Source organism: Streptomyces sp. NBC_00582, assembly GCF_036345155.1.
Taxonomy (GTDB): Bacteria; Actinomycetota; Actinomycetes; order Streptomycetales; family Streptomycetaceae; genus Streptomyces.
Genome location: NZ_CP107772.1, coordinates 3,890,725 through 3,910,449, shown reverse-complemented (window position 1 = coordinate 3,910,449; position 19,725 = coordinate 3,890,725). Strand labels below are relative to the sequence as shown.

19 protein-coding genes and 1 pseudogene are annotated in these 19,725 nt (G+C 72.3%); 6 read left to right on the top strand and 14 right to left on the bottom strand.

The annotated features are described in order from the left end of the window. Nucleotides 1-34: 34 nt before the first annotated feature. Complete coding sequence (locus OG852_RS17045) at nt 35-313, bottom strand: hypothetical protein (RefSeq protein WP_133912443.1); 279 nt, start codon at nt 311-313, stop codon at nt 35-37. Nucleotides 314-527: 214 nt separating this feature from the next. Between OG852_RS17045 and OG852_RS17040 the strand changes: the two genes are divergently transcribed. Together OG852_RS17040 and OG852_RS17035 are read left to right on the top strand one after the other, a co-directional pair. Beyond that, complete coding sequence (locus OG852_RS17040; protein ID WP_133912442.1) at nt 528-842, top strand: hypothetical protein; 315 nt, start codon at nt 528-530, stop codon at nt 840-842. Between the two features lie 13 nt (nt 843-855). Next, nucleotides 856-1,499: pseudogene (locus OG852_RS17035) on the top strand (integrase core domain-containing protein); the annotation flags it as partial. Here the strand turns inward: OG852_RS17035 and OG852_RS17030 are convergent. From OG852_RS17030 to OG852_RS16980, 11 genes are all read right to left on the bottom strand, one after another. Then, a complete protein-coding gene (locus tag OG852_RS17030; protein ID WP_330348375.1) occupies nt 1,496-2,590 on the bottom strand; it encodes a C40 family peptidase in 1,095 nt (364 codons plus the stop codon). The pseudogene OG852_RS17035 and the gene OG852_RS17030 sit on opposite strands and share 4 nt — an antisense overlap. A 114-nt stretch (nt 2,591-2,704) precedes the next feature. After that, a complete protein-coding gene (locus tag OG852_RS17025; RefSeq protein ID WP_133912440.1) occupies nt 2,705-3,010 on the bottom strand; it encodes a hypothetical protein in 306 nt (101 codons plus the stop codon). Between the two features lie 14 nt (nt 3,011-3,024). Further along, nucleotides 3,025-3,675, bottom strand: a complete 651-nt coding sequence (locus OG852_RS17020) for a TetR/AcrR family transcriptional regulator (RefSeq protein WP_330348374.1) — start codon at nt 3,673-3,675, stop codon at nt 3,025-3,027. 120 nt (nt 3,676-3,795) lie between these two features. Continuing rightward, a complete protein-coding gene (locus tag OG852_RS17015) occupies nt 3,796-4,734 on the bottom strand; it encodes an AurF N-oxygenase family protein (RefSeq protein WP_133912438.1) in 939 nt (312 codons plus the stop codon). A 169-nt stretch (nt 4,735-4,903) separates the two neighbouring features. Next, nucleotides 4,904-5,434 carry a DUF3291 domain-containing protein gene (locus OG852_RS17010; protein ID WP_133912437.1) on the bottom strand — a complete coding sequence of 177 codons (531 nt, stop codon included), beginning with the start codon at nt 5,432-5,434 and terminating at the stop codon, nt 4,904-4,906. A 45-nt stretch (nt 5,435-5,479) separates the two neighbouring features. Continuing rightward, a complete protein-coding gene (locus tag OG852_RS17005; protein WP_330348373.1) occupies nt 5,480-6,937 on the bottom strand; it encodes a penicillin-binding transpeptidase domain-containing protein in 1,458 nt (485 codons plus the stop codon). A gap of 19 nt (nt 6,938-6,956) precedes the next feature. Further along, entirely contained in the window at nt 6,957-8,336 is a 1,380-nt protein-coding gene (locus OG852_RS17000; RefSeq protein WP_133912435.1) for an FtsW/RodA/SpoVE family cell cycle protein, read from the bottom strand. Nucleotides 8,337-8,389: 53 nt separating this feature from the next. Continuing rightward, nucleotides 8,390-9,025, bottom strand: a complete 636-nt coding sequence (locus tag OG852_RS16995; RefSeq protein WP_330348372.1) for an SH3 domain-containing protein — start codon at nt 9,023-9,025, stop codon at nt 8,390-8,392. An 82-nt stretch (nt 9,026-9,107) separates the two neighbouring features. Beyond that, nucleotides 9,108-10,373 (bottom strand): ATP-binding protein, encoded by a 1,266-nt coding sequence (locus tag OG852_RS16990; protein WP_133912433.1) that lies wholly within the window; start codon nt 10,371-10,373, stop codon nt 9,108-9,110. Then, nucleotides 10,370-11,110 (bottom strand): hypothetical protein, encoded by a 741-nt coding sequence (locus tag OG852_RS16985; protein ID WP_166663543.1) that lies wholly within the window; start codon nt 11,108-11,110, stop codon nt 10,370-10,372. The genes OG852_RS16990 and OG852_RS16985 overlap by 4 nt, the downstream gene beginning before the upstream one ends. Nucleotides 11,111-11,228: 118 nt before the next feature. Then, nucleotides 11,229-11,738: a protein-tyrosine phosphatase family protein gene (locus OG852_RS16980; RefSeq protein ID WP_133912431.1), complete on the bottom strand. Its 510-nt coding sequence runs from the start codon at nt 11,736-11,738 to the stop codon at nt 11,229-11,231. Nucleotides 11,739-11,905: 167 nt separating this feature from the next. On the opposite strand from OG852_RS16980, the gene OG852_RS16975 reads away from it, so the two are divergent. Then, on the top strand, nt 11,906-12,709 hold the full coding sequence (locus OG852_RS16975; protein WP_330348371.1) for a nuclease-related domain-containing protein: 804 nt from the start codon (nt 11,906-11,908) through the stop codon (nt 12,707-12,709). 48 nt (nt 12,710-12,757) lie between these two features. Here OG852_RS16975 and ligD read toward each other — a convergent pair whose 3' ends face one another. After that, nucleotides 12,758-13,648: a non-homologous end-joining DNA ligase gene (ligD, locus tag OG852_RS16970; RefSeq protein WP_133912429.1), complete on the bottom strand. Its 891-nt coding sequence runs from the start codon at nt 13,646-13,648 to the stop codon at nt 12,758-12,760. A gap of 61 nt (nt 13,649-13,709) precedes the next feature. Between ligD and ku the strand changes: the two genes are divergently transcribed. Next, the gene (gene ku / locus OG852_RS16965) at nt 13,710-14,750 is read left to right on the top strand and encodes a non-homologous end joining protein Ku (RefSeq protein ID WP_133912428.1); all 1,041 of its coding nucleotides are present in this window, start codon (nt 13,710-13,712) and stop codon (nt 14,748-14,750) included. Nucleotides 14,751-14,764: 14 nt separating this feature from the next. Here the strand turns inward: ku and OG852_RS16960 are convergent, their stop codons facing one another. Then, a complete protein-coding gene (locus tag OG852_RS16960; RefSeq protein WP_330348370.1) occupies nt 14,765-16,135 on the bottom strand; it encodes an acyltransferase family protein in 1,371 nt (456 codons plus the stop codon). Between the two features lie 314 nt (nt 16,136-16,449). Here OG852_RS16960 and OG852_RS16955 point away from each other — a divergent pair, with 314 nt between their 5' ends. Both OG852_RS16955 and OG852_RS16950 read left to right on the top strand, forming a co-directional pair. Further along, on the top strand, nt 16,450-17,697 hold the full coding sequence (locus OG852_RS16955; RefSeq protein WP_443064534.1) for an MFS transporter: 1,248 nt from the start codon (nt 16,450-16,452) through the stop codon (nt 17,695-17,697). Nucleotides 17,698-17,961: 264 nt separating this feature from the next. Continuing rightward, on the top strand, nt 17,962-19,719 hold the full coding sequence (locus OG852_RS16950) for a glycoside hydrolase family 35 protein (protein ID WP_330348369.1): 1,758 nt from the start codon (nt 17,962-17,964) through the stop codon (nt 19,717-19,719). The last annotated feature ends 6 nt before the right edge of the window (nt 19,720-19,725 follow it).

Genomic DNA, 19,725 nt, shown 5'->3' with positions numbered 1-19,725 from the left:
AGACAGCATCTCCGGGGCCGCTGGCGTCGTCGGGCTAGAGGCCGCGAAGTGCCTCGTAGAGGTCGCCGTAGGCACTCCAGCAGGTGATGCTGCCGTCGTCGTTCAGGCTGCCCATGTACCAGTCGTCATCGTTCACGGCTTTCACCAGGCAGAGTCCGTGGAATCCCAAGACGATCTCGGGGTGGAGCCGCTCGCCTTGCGCCGGCCAACCGGTCACGACTCGATCGGTGTCGAGAGATGTGGCCTCCCAGTCGCCAGAGACCTTACGGATCTCCTCCAGGGTCCAACCTGCCGGGAGCTGCCTGCCTGTCATCCAACGATGATGACAGCCACCGCACGCGCCGAGGGCGGCACGGCTTCTCAGAGCACCGCTTTAGGAGTTCGATCGCCGCACAGTACTGCCCGGGAGACACCCGGCCACGCCAGCCGTGCAGGACCGCGTAGGGGTGCTGGTATCCGGGGTCGTTGATGTCACCTGTGGATGTCAGAACGGTGCAACCGCACGCGCTCGCTGGCACGATGATCCCGTGGTTGACCTGGAGCGCATCAAAGCGACGAGCGTGGCGTACTTCCGATCTCTTGATGAGGGGGCCACCCTGCGGCACCACTTCCGCCACACCGACGAGGAGGGAGGCTTGTGGTACTTCGAGGCCGTACCCGACCGTGGCGAGTTGGTCGCCATCAAGCAGGCCGAACTGACCCCGGCCGGCCGACTCCACCGGTACAGCTGGGAGCACCTGGAGGACGAGCACGGGTTCCTGACGGACCAGACGCTCGACCCTGAAGAGGACCCGCTGGAAGCCATCCCGGCCGAAGAGTTCCAGCGGGTGTGGACTCAGTGACAGCGTTGGACCCCGCGCCACCGCCCACAAGTGGATCCGCCGCTGGCGGGCCGAGGGCGAGCAGGGGCTGCACGACCGGCCCAGCCGTCCCCGTACGACACCACACCGCACGGCGGCAGCGGTCGAGGCCCGGGTCTGCCGGCTGCGGCAGGACCGCAAGCTCGGCCCCGCCCGCCTCGGCCCGGTCCTGGGCCTGCCCGCCTCCACCGTGCACCGCATCCTCACCCGGCACGGCCTGAACCGGTTGTCGCCCACAGCGAGATCCACGGTGACGAGAAGGCCGCCACCTGCGCAGACTTCCTGCGCCGGGCCGCGGCCTTCTTCCAGACCACGGGCATCGACCGCGTCGAACGGGTCCTGACCGACAACGCCTGGCCCTACCGCAAGAGCTTCGCCTGGCAGCAGGCACTCGCCGAGCTCGGCGCGGCCGGCAGACTCCCCCGCGCCTACCGGCCACAGACCAACGGCAAGGTCGAACGCTTCAACCGCACCCTGCTCGACGAATGGGCCTACCTACGGCCCTGCACCACCAACACCGAACGCACCGCGGCCCTGGCAGACTTCCTGCACACCTACAACCACCACCGCTGCCACACCGCACTCGGCGGCCAGCCACCCATCAGCCGTGTGAACAACCCTGCGGCTCAATACAGCTAGGTCCCCAGGGGGGTCCTCGCATCGGGGCGTACCGCTCCCAGGATCGGGTTGGATGCGATCGGGGAGATCTTGATCTTCTCGCCTGTTCTGGGGGCCTGGACCACCATTCCCTCGCCCATGTACATGGCCACATGGGTCGCCTCGGGGAAGTAGATCACCAGGTCTCCGGGGCGCAGGTCCTTGAGGGGGATCCGCGGGAGTCGGGCCCACTGCTCCTGGCTGGTGCGGGGGATCGGGGTGCCCGCGTGGCTCCACGCCTGCGAGGTCAGGCCCGAGCAGTCGTACGACGTCGGTCCCTCCGCGCCCCAGGCGTACGGCTTGCCGATCTGGCGGACGGCGTAGCGCAGTGCCTCGTCGCCCTCCCGCGAGGGCTTCTCGTCGTCCTTGAGCGCGCCGGACGCCAGGAGCTCGCGCTGCGCCTGCGCCACCCCGTCCTTCTCCAGTTCGGCGATCGCCGCGAGCTGGGCCGCGGTGAGGGAGGCGAGCAGTTTCTCCACGTCGTCCAGGCGGCGGCGGACGGCGTCGCGCTCCTTCTTCTTCCGCTCGGTGAGGGTGAGTTGCCGGTCGAGGGCCGTGCGTGCCTCGCGGGCCAGCCCGTCGGCCCTGCGTTCGCTGCCCTCCAGCCGGCCCACCGTCTCGGCCCGCTCCCGCGCCAGCCGGCCGATGACATGGCCCTGGTCCAGGGCCTGTTGCGGGTCGCGGGCCAGCAGCAGCCGTACGTACGGGGAGATGTCGGTGGTGTTCTGGTACTGCTGGCGGGCCAGCCGCCCGGCCGCGCCCCGGCTCTCGTGCAGGGTCAGCCGGGCCTCGGCGAGATCGGCGTCCAGCCGGTCGGTCTCGGCCCGCCGCTGCTCGAGGGCCTCCTCGGTGGCGTTGTAGGCCTCGGTGGCCTTCTCGGCCTCTCGGTACAGCCGCTGAAGGTCCGTCAGCAGCTCGGACACGGTCCGCCCGCCGGGTGGGGCCGGCAGCGCCCGTCCGCCGGGGTCCGGCGGCTCCGGTACGGCGACGGCGACACCGCCCGCCACGGCGGCCTGCGCGGCCAGCGCCGCCGTAACGACCGCACAGGCCAGACGCAGCAGCCTTCCTGACACGTCATCACCTCCGCTGCGGGGAGGCGGCCCGGGTGGCCCCTCGAACCCGCAGGGTGATAATGGGACATATCTGAAGAAAGTGCTCGCCCGGCTGCTCGGTTCGGCCCAGCCGCGTCACCCTTCGGTGTCGTCCCCGCCCTTCTCCGGCGTGGTGGGTTCCGGTTTCGACCACGGCCACTTCAGACCGCCGCCCGCCCCGCCCTCGGGGTCGTACGTGTACTTCCACCCCCGCTGGAGCCCGAGCCGCTTGCCGTGACCACGCGGCACGCGCCGGTACACCAGGACCGTGGGCGGGCCGCCCGCCGCGTCGGGGACCGGGATGCGGTACGTCTTCGGCGGATGCCCGGTCATGCCCAGCAGGACCGGCAGCACCCGGCCGTCCATCGGGCCGCCCTCGAAGGGGGTGTCTTCGCTCTTCACGGCACCAGTGTCGGTCAGCCCGCCGCGCTCAGCGCGTGCCGGACCAGCTCGGCGGTCTGCGGATCGCGTGCCGCGGTCACCGTGACGATCGCGACGAACTGCTCCACCAGCCAGTCCCGCAGCTCCTCGGCGGGCGGCTGCCGGCCCTCGTCCAGCCAGATCAGCGAGGCCGCCTCGACGGCGGTGATCCACATCCGCACGGTCATCCGCAGCCGGGGGCCGGGATCGGGGACGCCGAGATGGCTGTAGATGTGCTCGGCCGCGGCCCGTCGGACGCCGTCCACGATGGCCGTCGTCCGTGACGTCTCCACCACGCTGCCGCCCTGGAGGAGGGCGCTGAAGCCGGCGTCGTGCCGGGTGACGAAGCCGAGGTAGCGGTCCACGGCGCGGGAGAGGCGGGGGAGGAGGGGGCCGTCGTGGGGCTCGTCGAAGCAGTGGTGGAGCTCCTCGGCGGCGGAGCGCAGCGCGGCCTCGTAGAGCTGCTGCTTTCCGCCCGGGAAGTAGCGGTAGACCAGTGGGCGGGAGACCCCGGCGGCCTCCGCCACGTCGTCCAGGGAGACGTCCTCGGGGAGGCGGTGGGCGAAGAGGGTGAGGGCCGCGTCGAGGAGTTGGGCGCGGCGCTCTTCGACACTGAGGCGGCGGTAGGCGGGGGCGGCGGGGGGCATGTGTGCAGGGTAGTTCTTCGGGGTGGTGTTTCGGGTGCGGGTGCGTGGGGGCTGGTCGCGCCCACGCGGGGGAGCCGGCGTATGAGTACAGCCCCGCACCCCTCGAGGTCCGGCAGCTCCCTACGCCAACAAGCCCGACGACCTCCACAGGCGGCGGCCCACGCCCCGTAGGACCCCTATGTCGTCCAGGAAGTCCGTCAGGCGTTTCGCGCCCGTCTGCATGATCTCGCGGCGGTGGGCGCTCGCCTTCACCTGGGCCATCGCCTCGCGCCGGTCCAGGCCGACGTTCGTGTAGACCTCCGGGTTCACGAAGGCGACCGAGAAGATGCGGGCGAACTCGCCGGAGGTGACCCGGGTGAACTCCTGGGACCACCGGGGCGCGGTCAGCATCTGGCGGCGGAGCTCCTCGCGGGCGTAGCGGACGTGGCGGGCCTCCTCCACCACGTGGATGCGGGTGACGCCGCGGATCAGGGGCTGGACGCGCTCGTCCGGGAAGGTCAGGCGCTGCATCCAGTCCAGGACCTCCTCGCCGAGGAGGGTCGCCGTGAAGGAGCCGGGGGTGGTGGAGACCGTCTTGAACAGACGGCCCATGTTCTGGTGGACCCGGCTCACCGGGTACCAGGGGGTGCCGCCCTGAGCGATCAGCCGGGCGAACATCTTCGAGTGCCGGCACTCGTCCTCGATCTCGGTGAGCGCGTACCGCACGTGGGCGCTCGTCGCCGCCTTGTCGTAGATGTGCCGGACGAGCAGTTGCATCAGGATGATCTCGAACCAGATCCCCAGCGAGGCCAGCGCCGCCGCCTCGTGCCGCGACAGCAGGATCCGCTGCTCCTCGCCCATCCGCTTCCACAGCGGGGTGTCGTACAGCGACACCAGCTCCGGCGGCCAGAACCACTTGCCCTCCTCGAAGGGCGCGTCCCAGTCGAGCTCCTCGTCCGGGTCGAAGGAGTGCTTGGCGGAGGAGGCGAGAAGCCGCTCGGCCACCTGTTCGCGGTCCTTGAGCAGACCGAGGGCGTCGCGCAGGCCGTCCAGGGCGTCGCCGTCCGTGAGGGTCGTCATGGCTCTTATGAGACTGCTTGTCAGCAAGGACGTCAATCCCTTGCGCGCGGGGAGCGCGCCGCCCAGGACGCCGCCGACGTCGACCTGCGCGCGGCTGCCGAGGTCCCCCGAAGGTCCGCCCGGAGACCCGGCAGCCGCGCTGGAGCCGGGCCGCTGGGCCCCTGGGCCGCTAGGCCGAGCAGCCCAAATCCTCGGGCACCTCGAAGCGCACCGGGTCCGCGCCCTGGGGCGGGAACGAGGTGCGCAGGGTGAAGGCGTACGGCGTCGGGCCGTGGGTGCGCAGATGCAGCAGACGGGCCTCCGCCTCCGCGACCGTCGGGCGGTGGCCCGCCGGGACCCACCACAGCGTCGCCATCGCCTCCCGCACCCGCTCGAACCACTCCCGCCGGCGCGCCAGCATCTCCCGGTGCCGCCCCTGGTACATGTACGCGGTCAGCGCGTTCGTGTCCCGCCACACCGACATGTTGACGATCAGCCACGCGTCGCCGAAGACGTCGATGCCGGTGGCGTCACCCTCCTCCGACTGGAGCCGCCAGACGAACCCGTCCGCGGCGTCCGCGTCCGCGTTGACCGGGTCGAGCGCGTCGACGAAGTCCTTCAACTCCGGTGAGTCGAGGGGGAACTTGAGGCGGGCGATGTTGACCTGGGCGAGTTCGAAGGCGGCGGTTTCCGGGGTCGTGGTCCTCGTGGCGTCAGTCATGCGCGAACCGTAGGACGGACCTGTCCCCGCCGGAAAGCCCCCGTCTCACGAACCGAGCACCGCCGCCATCACCGCCCGCGCGATCGGCGCCGCCATCCCGCCCCCGGTGATCTCCCCGCGGTTCGCCGACCCGTCCTCCACCACCACCGCCACCGCGACACTCGGCTCGATGTCCCGCTTCCCCTGCGCCCAGGAGACGCACCAGGCGTACGGCGTCCCGGAGTTGCCGATGCCGTGCTGCGCGGTGCCGGTCTTGGCGCCGACCCGCGCGCCGCGGATCGCCGCCCTCTTCCCCGTGCCCTCGCGCACCACGTCCTCCATCAGCTCCCGCAGCCGCACGGCCGTCGCCGGATACATCGCCTGCCGCGCGGAACGGGAACCGGCCGTGCCCACGGTGGCGCCGCCGTGCCGCGTGGTCCGCTCCACCAGGTACGGCTCGCGCACCTGGCCCCCGTTGGCCACCGCTGCCGCCACCATCGCCATCTGCAGCGGAGTGGCCCGGGTGTTGTACTGCCCGATCGAGGACAGCGCGAGCTGCGCACGGTCCAGCGAGGTGTCGAAGGTGCTGGTGGCCACCGGGAACGGGATCCGCACGTCCGTGTCGTTGAAGCCGAACGCCTGCGCCGTGCGCGACATCCGGGCCAGCCCCACCTCCACACCGAGCTTCGCGAACACCGTGTTGCACGACCACTCGAACGCCTCCCGCACCGAGGCGTCCGCGCAGCCGTCGCCCGAGTTCGTCAGCCGGGTCGTCGTCCCCGGCAGCCGGTACGGCACCGGCGAGTCGGTCGGCCTGTCCAGGTCCGTGACCACGCCCGCGTCCAGCGCCGCCGCCGCCGTCACCACCTTGAAGGTCGACCCCGGCGGATACGTCTGCCGCACCGCCCGGTTCAGCATCGGCTTGTCCGGATCGGCGTTCAGCCGCTCCCAGGAGGCCTCGACGCCCGGGTCGTTCCCCGACAGCAGCGAGGGGTCGTACGACGGACTGGACACCAGCGCCAGCACCCGGCCCGTCGCCGGTTCCACCGCCGCCACCGCGCCCTTGCGCCCGTCCAGCCCCGCGTACGCCGCCTGCTGGGCGCGGCGGTCGAGCGTCGTCACGACGTTCCCGCCGGGCGGGCGTCCTCGGGTGACGTCGTTCCACAGCGGAAGCGGCGCGAGCATCGGGTCCACACCGGAGAGCAGGTCGTCCTCGGTGTGCTCCAGGAACGTGGTCCCGTACTCCTGCGAGGCGAAGCCCGTCACCGGCGCGTACAACGGCCCCTCGCGGTACGTCCGTTCGTAGCGCAACTGCTCGTGGGTGTCCCGGGAACCGGTGACCGGGGCGCCGCCGACCAGGATGTCGCCGCGCGGCTGGCCGTAACGGGCGATGGACGCACGGCGGTTGGCCGGGTTGCCGTCGTGGGCCGCGGACTCCACGACCTGCACCCGCAGGGCGTTGACCAGCAGCGCCAGCAGGAGCAGGGCGCAGAACACGGCGGCGTGCCGGATGTGCCGGGTCATGGCTGCGGTACCTTCCGGGTCAAGGGGCGGTGCTGCCGTCGTACTGGCGGCGTGCCGAGTCGCTCACCCGGATCAGCAGCGCGACGATCGCCCAGTTGGTGACGACCGACGAGCCGCCCTGGGCGAGGAAGGGCATGGCCATACCGGTCAGCGGGATCAGGCCGGTCACCCCGCCCGCGATGACGAACACCTGGAGCGCGACGATCGTGGCGAGCCCGACGGCGAGGAGCCTCCCGAACGGGTCGCGCAGGGCGAGGCCGGCCCGGTAGCCGCGCTCCACCAGCAGGCCGTAGAGCAGGAAGAGCGCCGACAGCCCGGCCAGGCCCAGTTCCTCGCCCGCCGTCGCCAGGATGAAGTCCGACTTCGTGGCGAAGCCGATGAGGACGGAGTGGCCGAGACCCAGCCCGGTGCCGAGGACCCCGCCCGCGGAGAACGCGAACAGCGACTGGGCGAGCTGGTTCGGCCCGAGACCGGCCTCGATCGAGGCGAACGGGTGCAGCCAGTCCTCGATCCTGCCGTGCACATGCGGTTCGAGCCGGCCCACGGCCACCGCGCCGAGCGCCGCGAGCAGCAGGCCCACCGCGATCCAGCCGGTGCGGCCGGTCGCGACGTACAGCATGACCACGAAGAGCCCGAAGAAGAGCAACGAGGTGCCCAGGTCCCGCTCCAGGACCAGCACGCCGACGCTCAGCAGCCAGATCGCGACGATCGGACCGAGCACCCGGCCGGTCGGCACCTGCACGCACCAGATCCTGCGGCCCGCGTACGCCAGCGCCGTGCGGTTCGCCGCCAGGTACGCGGCGAAGAACACCGCGAGCAGCACCTTCGCGAACTCGCCCGGCTGGATGGAGAACCCGGCGACCCGGACCCAGATGCGGGCGCCGTTCACGGCCGGGAAGAGGATCGGCAGCATGAGCAGGACGAGCGCGGCGACCACGCTGACGTACGCGTACCGCTGGAGCACCCGGTGGTCCCGCAGGGCCGCCACGACCAGGATGAAGAGGGTGATGCCGAGGGTGGACCACACGAGCTGGGCGGGCGCCGCCCGGTCCCCGGGCGTCTCCAGGTCCAGTCGGTAGATCAGCACCAGCCCGATGCCGTTGAGGAGCACCCCGATCGGCAGGGGGAGCGGGTCGGCGTAGGGGGCGCGCAGGCGTACGGCGAGATGGGCGACCAGCGCGAGCACGCCGAGCCCGGCGCCGTAGCCCGCGGCGCCGGGCGGGAGGGTGCCGTTCTTGGCGAGGCCGACCGCGCAGTAGCCGTACACCGACAGCAGGACGGCCACGACGATGAGGGCGAGTTCGATGCCGCGGCGCCGGGGGAGGCGTACGGCGGGGGCGGGTGTGCCGGCCGCGGCGATCGCGGTGGTGGCTTCAGCTCCGGCTCCGGCACTCGTCATGTCCGGAACCTACCCAAATGCGGGGCCTTGTGAGCCTTGACGGTGAGGGTGTGTCAGCACCAGCGCGGCGCCTCGCCGATGTTCTCGATGAAGCGGGCCGAGCCCCAGGCCCAGGTGCCGTCGGTGAGGAGGTACCAGAGGGGGTTGCCGTCGACGTTCTGGCCGGGGGTCTTGCAGAAGATCGAGACGATCTCGCCGCGGTGGACGGAACGGATCACCTGGCTGGCCCGGGTGGGCTTGGTGCGCAGGAGCAGGGTGTTCGCGGTGACACGGCCGCGGAACAGGCGCTGGGGGTCGTTGTGACCGCCCTGGTTCCATCCGCCGTCGCCGCCCTGACCGCCGCCCTGGTTCCATCCGCCGTCGCCACCTTGGCCGCCGCCCTGGTTCTGCCAGTTGCCGCTGTTGCCGGTGCCGGTGCCGGTGCCGGTGCCGTTGCCGTTGGAGTTGCCATTTCCGTTGGAGGTGCCGTTGCCGTTCCAGCCGTTGCCGGTGCCGTCGCCGCCGGTGTCCCAGCCGCCGTCGCCGCCCCCGCCCTGGCCTTCCTCGTCCCAGGCGCTGGTGCCGGGGTCGCCGCTGTCGCCGTTCCAGTCGTCGTCGGCGGTGGCGGGGGTGGCGACGGCCGCGGTGACCAGTGCGCCGACGGCGGTCGCCAGGGCGAGGCGGGTGAGGGCGGAGCGGCGCAAGGACATGGCGATACCTCCATGAAGAGGGCGGAACCGGCTCAGAAGCTGACTTGTCGCCAGATTAGGAGCGGCCCGCGCATGTCGCCCGTCACACTGCGCCATCGGGGAGGGTGACCGCCTGAGGCAGCGTCAGCGTGGCGACGGCCCCTCCCTCCGGGGCGTTGGTGAAGGCCAGCGTGGCCCCCAGCACCTCCGCCTGGCCGACGGCGATGGTCAGCCCCAGCCCGTGCCCCTTCGCCCCGCCCTCCGTACGGAACCGCTGCGGCCCGTGCGCGACGAGGTACTCCGGATAGCCGTCGCCGTGGTCCCGAACGGTGACCGCCGGCCCGTCCACCGTGAGGACGACGGGCGCCCGCCCGTGCCCGTGCGCGTTGGACACCAGGTTGCCCAGCACCCGCTCCAGGCGCCGCCGGTCCGTCTCGACCCGTGCGTTCCGTACGACCCTGATCTCGGTGTCGGCTCCCGAGGCCCGCACGACCCGCCGGGCCAGCGCGCCCAGCTCCTCGGTGCCCAGCTCCAGCCGTTCCCGCCCGGTGTCGAGCCGGGAGATCTCCAGCAGGTCCTCGGTGAGCGTGCGCAGGGCGGCCACCCGGTCGCGGACCAGCTCCGTCGGCCGGCCGGGGGGCAGCAGCTCGGCCGCGGCGTGCAGCCCCGTCAGCGGGGTGCGCAGCTCATGGGCCACGTCGGCGGTGAAGCGCTGCTCGCTCAGCAGCTTGCTCTGCAAGGTGGCCGCCATGGTGTCGAGGGCGGCGGCGACCGCGCCCACCTCGTCCTGCGGCCGGCCCCTCTGCTTGGCCCGGGGATCGTCCACGCGCGCGTCCAGATCGCCGGCGCTGATCCGCCGGGCCACCCGCGCGGTGGTGTGCAGCCGCCGGGTCACGCGGGTCACCGCGAACGCCCCGACCAGCAGCGTCGCACCGATCGCCAGCCCCGCGGACCACAGGATCGCGGAGTCGAGCGCCTCGATGGTGCGGGCGCTCTGCGCGTAGTCGACCCGCACGGCGAGGGCCCGTCCGCCGTCGGCCGGTCCGGCCGCCCACATCGTGGGGCGCCCCCGGGTCTCGGCGACCATCGTGCCGCGTTCCCCGCCCAGCGCCAGCGCCCGCAGCGGGGCGGGCAGCCCCGGCGGGTCGACGCCCGCGCCCCAGCCGAGGGTGTCCCCGGCCTCGAAGGCCTCCGTCGCGTCGTCGAGCCGGGACAGGGCGAGGTCCCGGGCCTGGCCGACGGTCTGGTTCGTCACCGACACATGCACGAGGACGCCGAGCAGGGCGGCGAGCGCACAGCACATCACCGTGATGAAGACGGCCGCCTTCAGGGCGAGCGTGCCGGCCCAGCGGGGGAGCGCGAGCCTCATCGGCCGCTCGCGGAGGCGGAAGGGGAGGCACTGGGGGAGGCGTGGGGGGCGGGGGATCTCCTCGGGTCGCCGATGCGCAGCATCTCGTCGTGGGTGAGCAGCATGGCGCGCTGCTGCTGGTCCCAGGTCCACTGGAGGCGGTACTCGTACCCGGCGACCTCCGAGGGAGCCCGGATAATCACCGAGTGGCCGGCCAGTTCGACGCCGCTCACCGCGTCCTCGTAGGCCATGATCTGGACGAGCCTGTGATCGCGGACGGTGTACACGCGGACGGCGGTGAGGTTGCCGGGCAGCTGCCGGAAGCCGAGCGTCATGTCGTCGCGCCCGTCCCCGGTCAGATCGCGGTAGTAGGCCTTGAGGACGGGACAGGCGCGTCCGGCTTCCCCGCCCTTCCCGCAGGCGCTCATGCGCCGGGCGGTCACCTCGTACGCCCCGGGTCCGTAGTCGCCCGGCTTCGCGGCGATCTCCGCGCGGACGACGGCGACCGGGTCCACCTCGTGGATGTCCCCGCCGGGGACGGTGACGCCCTTCACCACCTCGGTCTCCACCTCGCCGATCGCGAAGGCCGGGCTGGAGGCGGGGGTCAGCCCGGGCCAGAGCCGGTCCGGGCTGATCGCGGTCGGGGTGGCGCCCGCGCCCTGGAGTCCGCCCGCGTCACCGCAGGCCGCGGTCGCCGAGGCCAGCAGGGCGGCTGCGGCCACGGCGAGGGCGACGCGGGTGGGGCGGCTGGGCGGCACGGGGCTCCTGAGGTGCAAGGCGATGCGGGGCCCCGTACACCTTATTGCGTAGGGAAGTCCGGTTTGTGTACCAGGTGCGGTAGGGCCGAAAGGGCGGAGAGGAAACGATTGTGCATGGTCATTCCGCCAGTTCCTCCAGCAGTCTGGCCGTCGGCAGTCCCGCCCGCAGGTACTCCACGAACAACTCGTTGTGCAGCGCCCACGGCGAGCGCCGCGACCGTATCAGCCGGATCGCCTCGTCGGCCGGGTGCCCCCGCCGCATCAGGGTGTGGGCGACGACCAGCCCCGACCGGTTGTACCCGCTGTAGCACCGTACGAGGATGCTCCGCCCCTGGTCCAGGGCCTCGCCCGCGGCCTGCGCCAGCCGGATCACGCCCGCGAGCTGGGTGCCGTCCAGCGGCCCGTCCGGAATCGGCCACACATGGTGGACCACCCCCGGGTCGGGCCCGTGCCCGGACCGGGCCCGGGTCAGCGTCTGGACGAGATCGAACTCGTCCCGCACCACGGCGAGGGCCGGCTGTCCCGCGGGCCCCCGGTACTCATGACAGCCCATCCACAGCCCCGGCACGATCTCGTCCCACGGACGGTCCGGAGCCGGTACCTCGGGTTGCTTTCTGCGGGTCCGCAACGGCGCCTCCCCACGCGCGCTCCCTGAGGGCCCTTGTCCTCTGCCCGATAGTGCGGGACATGACACAGGCCCTGAGCCCTATGACCTGCCCAACTCCTCCCCAAGGTAACCGCCTTCTTGCCCTCGCAGCACCCTGCCTGTTCCCATGGTCACAGGGGTGATGACGCATGACCGGACTACGCGTCGTACCGACCTGGCGGCATGGCCAGGAGCGGCTCTACGTCTGTCTCACCGACGGCAGGAACATCGCCTGGTACGACCGTGAGGCGGCCAGGATCAATCTGCTCGCCGACGATCGCCGGGAGGACGTCCTGGAGGCCCTCCGCCCCTTCGTGACGGGCTCGGTCGCCATCGGACCGCCACCCGTGCCGACCCCCGCGGAGCTGGCCCGCCTCGCCCTCCACCCGGACGACGACCTCGCCCCCAACCGCCCCGGCGAGGCCCTCCTCGTCTCCCTGGACCGCGATCCGGCCCCCGCACACCGTCTACGGCCCGATCCGCGCCGGCACGCCCTGACCGCCGAGCAGACCGTCGGTGACGCCCTGGACCGTCTCGACGGTGCCGGCTGGCACACCCTGCACTCGATCCCCCTCCCCGGCGGCGACCGCCTCCACCATCTGGCGATAGGCCCCGGCGGCCTCTTCACCGTCCACGCCCTCTACGCCCGCAAGCAGCGCGTCCGCGTCTCCGACCCCCACGTCGCCCTGGGCCGCCGGGACCCCGAGCCCCTGCTGCGCCGCCTGCGCATCGACGCCGCCCGCGCCTCCCACGCCCTGACCGCCGAGGTCCACGCCGTCCTGGCGCTGGTGGGCCCCACGGAGGTCACCTTCACCGCGGCCCCCCGCGAGGTGCGGGTCCTCACGGCCCCCGAGATCGACGACTTCACACGCCTCGGCGGCGTCCTGAAACCGGCGGACGTGGAGGCACTCCACGCCATGGCCCGCGACCGCACCACCTGGACCCACCTCTGACGTGGTCCGACGCGGGCGCGGCCCGTCGGCCGGGCGGGGGACCCGGTCTCAGGGCACCTCTCCCGCACGCCCCGCATCGAACACCGGCGCGAGCAGATCCCCCCACTCCCGCACCCGCTCCACCACCTCCCCCACCCCCAACACCACCCGCTCGGCCTCCCCGGACTCCACCACCTCCCCCACCTCCTCCCACCGCACCGGCGCCGACACCCACGGCTGCTCCCGCGCCCGCAGGGTGTACGCGGCGGCCGTCGTCTTGCGCGCCGCGTTCTGACTCCAGTCCACGAACACCTTCCCGGGCCGCAGACTCCGCGTCATCCGATGCAGCACCAGCCGGGGCATCTCCCGCTCCGCCTCCACCGCCAGCCGCTTCGCGTACTCGGTGACCCGCTCCGACGACGCCCCCCGCACCGCCGCCACCAGATGCAGCCCCTTCGACCCCGATGTCTTCGCGTACGCCTCGATCCCGTCCTCCGCCAGCCGCTTGCGCAGCCACAGCGCGACCTCGCAGCACTCCACGACCCCCGCCGGCGCCCCCGGATCGAGGTCGAAGACCAGCCGATCGGCGTGCCCGGGATCCTGGACCACCCACTGGGGCGTATGGAACTCGGTGACCAGATTCGCCGCCCACACCAGGCTCGGCAGATCCTGTACGACCACCATCCGGGCCGGCCCCTCCGACCGGGGCACCTGGGCCGTGGTCACCCACTCGGGCGTCCCCGGCGGCACGTTCTTCGCGAAGAACATCTGCCCGCCCGGCCCGTCGGGGTACCGCAGGAAGGACAGCGCCCGGTCCCGCAGATGGGGGAGCAGGACCTCGGCGACCGAGACGTAGTAGTGCAGCACCTCGCCCTTGGTGAAGCCGGTCGCCGGATACAGCACCTTCTCCAGATTGCTGAGCGCGAGCCTCCGCCCCTCCACCTCTGTGATCGGCGTCATACGATGAGAATCACATGAAACCACCGCATAACGCTCCATATGTGTCAGGAGGTCGCTGCCCGTGCGATCCATCTGGAACGGCGCCATCTCCTTCGGCCTCGTCAGCATCCCGATCAAGCTGGTGAACGCCACGGAGAGCCACTCGATCTCCTTCCGCCAGATCCACACCGAGGACGGCGGCCGCATCCGCTACCGCAAGGTCTGCGAGCTGGACGACCGCGAGGTGAGCTCGGCGGAGATCGGCAAGGGCTACGAGGACGCGGACGGCACGATCGTCCCGATCACCGACGAGGACCTGTCCCACCTCCCCCTGCCCACCGCGAAGACGATCGAGATCGTGGCCTTCGTCCCGGCCGACCGGATCGACCCGCTCCAGATGGACGCCGCGTACTACCTCCAGGCCGGCGGCGCCCCCGCCGCGAAGCCGTACACCCTCCTGAGGGAGGCCCTCAAACGCAGCAACAAGGTCGCGATCGCCAAGTACGCCCTGCGCGGCCGTGAACGCCTCGGCATGCTCCGCGTGGTCGGCGACGCCATCGCCATGCACGGTCTGCTCTGGCCGGACGAGGTCCGCGCCCCCGAGGGTGTCGCCCCCGACACCGACGTCACCGTCCGCGACAAGGAACTCGACCTCGCGGACGCCCTGATGGACACCCTCGGCGAAGTCGACCTCGACGAACTGCACGACGAGTACCGCGAGGCCGTCGAGGAGGTCATCGCCGCCAAGGCCGCCGGTGAGACACCCCCCGAGGCCCCCTCCGCACCCTCCGGCGGCAAGGTCCTGGACCTGATGGCGGCCCTGGAGAAGAGCGTGCGCGCCGCGAAGGAGTCGCGCGGCGAGGAACCCCCGGCGGAGGCCGGACTCAGATCCCCCGCCCGCCCCAAGCAACCGAGCGGAAAGAAGTCCACCTCCACGAGCAGGACGACCGAGCCCTCCGCACGGAAGTCGACGGCGAAGACGGCGAAGACCGCCAAGTCGGCCCAGAGCGCGAAGAAGGCCACGTCGTCGACGAAGAGCACGGCGAAGAAGACCGCCACGAAGAAGACGGCGGCCAAGAAGACCCCGGCGAAGAAGACGGCGTCCCGCAAACGCACGGCCTGACCGCCCTCCTCGGGTCAGACAGCCTCCTCCAGGGAGCCGGGAGCCTCCACCGCCTCCCTCCGGCGCCGCGCCCCCACCCACCCGGCGAACATCACCATCCCCGTCCCGACCGCCAGCCCCATCGCGGCCGCGAGCGGAAAACGGCCGCCGTACGCGAAGCCGTGCCCGGCGAAGTACGTCAGCGCCCAGACGCTCACCCCGATCCCGGCCCACAGCCGCCACGCGGCCACTCCCCGGAGCCCGGCGACGGGCCGCACCCGCGCGCCCAGCACCGCCAGCCCCCGCTCCAGCGGCCGCAGCGCGGCGAGGACGCACCCCAGAACACCCCCGAGCACCAGCAGCCACGGCACTCGCAGCCCCCACCAGCCCGCCGATCCGTACGCCGGCTGGGGCGCGAGGCCGGTCGGACAGAAGGCGCCGGCGACCACCAGCACCGGCAGCATGTGCCACAGATACAGCGTCATGCTGGCGGTGCCCAGCCCCCGCACGGCCCGCCACACGATCTCCCGCCGCAGCATCCGCCGCACGCCCGGCGCGACGACGAGAGCCACCCCGACCTGCGCCACGGCCCACGCCAGCATGGCCACGGAGGGCGGGTCGGTGTTGCTCGGGTCCTGCCCGGTCACCAGGATCAGACTGACGGGAAACGGCCCGAGCCCGACGAGAAGCGCGAACGCGACGCCACCCCCCACCGCCATGACCAAGGGCAGGCGGGCCCCCGGCCCCCGTCCCCTGCCCAGCGCCCCATCCCGCCAGCAAAAGCCCAGCTGATACACCACCCCCCACACCACCAGGTAGTTGAGCGCCCCCAGCACCTCGGCGAGCCCCGCATACGGCCCGTCACCGCCCAGGACGACGATCGCCCCCACCCCGACCCCCACCACGCCCATCCCCACGGGAACCCGCACGCCCCACCGCAGATGCAGGGCGTACAGCGCCGGAGTCAGCGCGCTGAGCAGCAGATAGACCGGCAGGAACCAGAACTGCATCGCCATCGCCCACCCCACCATCGCGAGGGTCCCCGGATCCACCCCGGCCCCCGCGCACACCCCGACGGCGAGCAGCACGAGACCGCTGTACACGGCCACCGGCAGCAACAGCCGCACCGCCCGCTGCCCCACCCACCCCGCACTCGTCGCCCCACCGTCCCGCGCCCGCCCCCACGACCCGCTCGCCGCGTGGCCTCCGGCGAGGAAGAACAGCGGCATGATCTGGAAGCCCAGCGTCAGCCACTGCGTCCAGGGCACGGTCGCCAGCAGCTCCGGCGCGCCGATCCGCCCGTCCTCCCGCCGGACCAGCCCGGTGATCACCCAGTGCCCCACCACGACGAGCACAATGGCCCAGGCCCGCAAAAAATCGACGTATCGGTCCCGACTCCCACCCATGCCCAGCATGGTGACCACCCCGCCCCTTCCCCACACCCTCCACAGCCGTGTCGCAACCCACCCGTGCCCACCCCGACATCACCCGCTGGGCGGAGAAAACCGCTGTGGGAGCGGCGGAGGGCGCAGAGGCCCAGGAGGTCTGCGTTCCATGGGTCGCCCAGGACGCCCGCTCCCGCGTTCTCGCGCTGCCTCGCCTCGGTCGACATGTCGTTCCGGGCATCTTGACGCCGCGAATGTTACCGGTAACATCGGTCCACGTCGGCGTCTCACACCCCTGCCCACACTGCCGTGGGCCGTCCGCCCCTGGAGCCCGCGTGACCGATCACTCCACGCAGCAACGGCGCACCCCGCCGCGGCCGGCACCCATGGACGCCTCAGCCCACGCCACCACCCCCACGCCCGTCTTCACCACCCCCGCCGTCTTCACCACCACCCCCGCCGTCGTCGCCTCCTGCGTCGGCTTCGTGCTGATCGGCGCGCTCCAGGCCCTCTACGGCCCCGCGATCCCCGCCCTCCGCGAGGAGTTCGGGCTCTCTCCCTCCGCCGCCGGTCTCGCCCTGAGCGCGCACTTCGTCGGCGGAGTCGCGGGAGTCCTCCTCTTCGACCGCCGTTACGGCCGTACGGGCAACCGCCGGATCCTCGGCCTCTCGTACCTCCTCATGGCCACCGGCGCCGCAGCCTTCGCCCTCGCCCCCACCTGGCCCCTCGCCCTCACCGCGGCCCTCCTCGCGGGCCTCGGCTTCGGCGGTATCGACTACGGCCTCAACCAGCTCTTCGCCACCGGCTTCGGCCACCGTTCCACCGCGATGCTCAACATCCTCAACGCCCACTTCGGAATCGGCGCGATCCTCGGCCCCGTCCTGATCGGCGCGGCCGGCGCCGACCGCTACCCGGCCGTCTTCCTGGCCTTCGCCCTGGTCACCCTCCCCCTGCTCCTCTGCCTGAGGGGAGTGAGCGACAAGACCGTCCACCCCACCGCCACCCTCACTCCCGCCGACCCCGAAGGCGCCCCCACCGCCGCCCTGCGCTCCGTACTCACCGTCTTCGTCACCCTCTACGTCCTGCACGTGGCCATCGAGGCAGGCGTCGGCGGCTGGGAACCCACCCACCTGGAGACCATCGGCTACGGCGCCGGCCTCGCCGCGACCGCCACCTCGGTCTACTGGCTGATGATGACCGTGGGCCGCTTCCTGGTGGCGCCGCTCGCCCTGCGCTTCTCCGCCCAGACGATCATCACCGTCTCCTGCGCGGGCATGACGGCCTCCCTCCTCCTGGCCGCGATCCCGCCCCTCGCCCCCTACGCCTACGCCGCCGTGGGCCTCTTCATCGCCCCGATCTTCCCGACCGGCCTCCCCTGGCTCCACCGCGCCGCCCCCCACGCCCGCAGAGCCGGCGCCCTGGTGATCGCCGCCTCCATGGCCGGCGGCGTCACCGCGGGGCCGACCCTCGGCAAGGTGATCGAGTGGTCCGGCGTCAACGCCGTCCCCCTCCTCCTGGCCGCCGCTTCGGCGACCTGCCTGGCGGCGACCCGCTGGCTGATCCGCAGCACAAAGGCCCACTGATCACCATGCCCCGGGCTGATCCGGACCGCGAAGGCCCATTGAGCACCGAGCCCCGGGCTGATCCGGACCGCGAAGGCCCATTGAGCACCGCGCCCGGGCGACCCCACTAGGCACCGCGAAGGCCCACTGAGCACCACGCCCGGGCGACCCCGGTAGGCACCACAAAGGCCCATTGAGCACCATGCCCCCGGGCGCCCCCGGGCGCCCCCGGGCGACCCCGGTCGGCACCACTTCAGACACACCCACCCCGAAGAAGGGACCCGTATGCCCGCCCTGACCACCACCCCCGACGGCTTCCTCCTCCACGGCGCCCCCTTCCGCATCCTCTCCGGCGCCCTGCACTACTTCCGCGTCCACCCCGACCACTGGCCCGACCGTCTCCGCAAAGCCCGCCTCATGGGCCTGAACACGGTGGAGACCTACCTGCCCTGGAACCTCCACGAACCCACCCCCGGCACCCTCGACCTGGACGGCCTCCTCGACCTGCCCCGTTTCCTGCGCCTCGCCCAGCAGGAGGGACTCCACGTCCTCCTCCGCCCCGGCCCGTTCATCTGCGCCGAGTGGGACGGCGGCGGCCTCCCCCACTGGCTGACCTCCGACCCCGACATCCGCCTGCGCACCAGCGACCCCCGCTTCACCGACGCCTTCGACCGCTACCTCGACCTCCTCCTGCCCACCCTCCTGCCGTACATGGCGGCAGCGGGCGGCCCGGTCATCGCCGTACAGGTGGAGAACGAGTACGGCGCGTACGGCGACGACACCGCCTACCTCAAGCACGTGGAGAGCAGCCTGCGCTCCCGCGGCATCGAGGAACTCCTCTTCACCTGCGACCAGACCGACGGCGACCACCTCACCCGAGGCACCCTCCCCGGCGTCCTCGCCACCGGCACCTTCGGCAGCCGCGTCGACACCTCCCTGGCCCGTCTGCGCGAACACCAGCCCGAAGGCCCCCTGATGTGCTCGGAGTTCTGGATCGGCTGGTTCGACCACTGGGGCGGCCCGCACCACGGCCGGGACGCGGCGGACGCCGCCGCCGACCTCGACCGCCTCCTCGGCGCCGGCGCGTCCGTCAATATCTACATGTTCCACGGCGGCACCAACTTCGGCTTCACCAACGGCGCCAACCACCACCACGCCTACGCGCCCACGGTCACCTCGTACGACTACGACGCCCCCCTCACCGAGAGCGGCGACCCGGGCCCGAAGTACCACGCCTTCCGTGACGTGATCGCCCGTCACGCCCCGGTCCCGGACGAGCCGGTGCCGTCACCGTCCCCCAAACTTCCCCCCACCACGGTCGAGTTGACCCAGCGGCTCCCGCTGTTCCGCCGGCTCGGTCACGAGGGCACCCGCTCCGACGATCCCGTCACCGCCGACGCGCTGGGCCGACGCGCCGGATACGTCCTCTACCGGACCGAGCTGCCCGGCACGGGATCCGGCCTGCTCCACTTCGAGGGCGGAGTCGGCGACCGCGCCCAGGTCTTCGTCGACGGCGCCCCCGTGGGCGTCCTCGAACGCGAGCGCTACGACGAGACGCTCCCCGTCCACGTCCCGCGCCCCGGTGCCGTCCTGGACGTCCTGGTGGAGAACATGGGCCGGGTCAACTACGGCCCCCGCATCGGCGTCCCCAAGGGCCTGCTCGGCCCGGTCACCCTCGACGGCGAGACCCTGCGGGGCTGGGACTGCCACCTCCTGCCCATGGACGAGGTCCCGCCCGCCCTCGCCTTCACCCCGGCGACCAAGCCCACCTCGGCCGAACCGACCTTCCACAAAGGCGAGTTCGAGGTCGCCGAACCCGCCGACACCTTCCTCTCCCTCCCCGGCTGGACCAAGGGCCAGGCCTGGATCAACGGCTTCCACCTGGGCCGCTACTGGAACCGGGGCCCCCAGCGCACCCTCTACGTCCCGGCCCCGGTCCTGCGCCCCGGCACCAACGAACTGATCCTCCTGGAACTCCACGGCACCACCACCCCCGAAGCCCACCTGACCGACACCCCGGACCTGGGCCCGAAGACCCCCTGACGCCCA